This is a genomic window from Paraburkholderia rhynchosiae (assembly GCF_002879865.1).
Taxonomy (GTDB): Bacteria; Pseudomonadota; Gammaproteobacteria; order Burkholderiales; family Burkholderiaceae; genus Paraburkholderia; species Paraburkholderia rhynchosiae.
On the sequence record NZ_PNXY01000132.1, the window covers coordinates 1 to 443 of the forward strand.

General features: G+C 61.4%; 1 pseudogene. It reads right to left on the reverse strand.

Features of this window, described 5'->3' with window-relative positions:
• A pseudogene (locus C0Z16_RS37140) lies at positions 1 to 443 on the reverse strand (RNA degradosome polyphosphate kinase); the annotation flags it as partial.

Below are 443 nucleotides of genomic sequence, written 5' to 3' on the forward strand. Positions count from 1 at the left end.
AGCGTCTGCTTTATGGCCAGGACGTCAGGATCGCGCGCAGCCTGGAGCAGAAACTGGACCACCACGTCGAAGGACTCGTAGGGGTGGTGAACCACCATGTCCTTTTCGCGGATAGCGGCGAAGCAATCGCCGGCGTGTTCGCGGACGCGTTCGGGAAATCGCGCATTGTAGGAGGGGAAACGCAGATCGTCGCGCGGTGCCTTGGTGATCTCCGACAGCGTGTTCAGGGCCAGCAGGCCCGGCAGAACGGCAACGCGGTTATCGGGCACGTTGGTTGCCTGAACCACGAACTGGCGCAGCGAAGCCGGCATCTCGGAGTCAGTTTCAAGACGGATGACCGAACCGCGGCGGCGGCGCTTCAGCGCGGTTTCGAAGAAGCGGACGAGATCTTCGGCTTCTTCTTCAACTTCGATATCGCTGTCGCGGATGATGCGGAACGTACC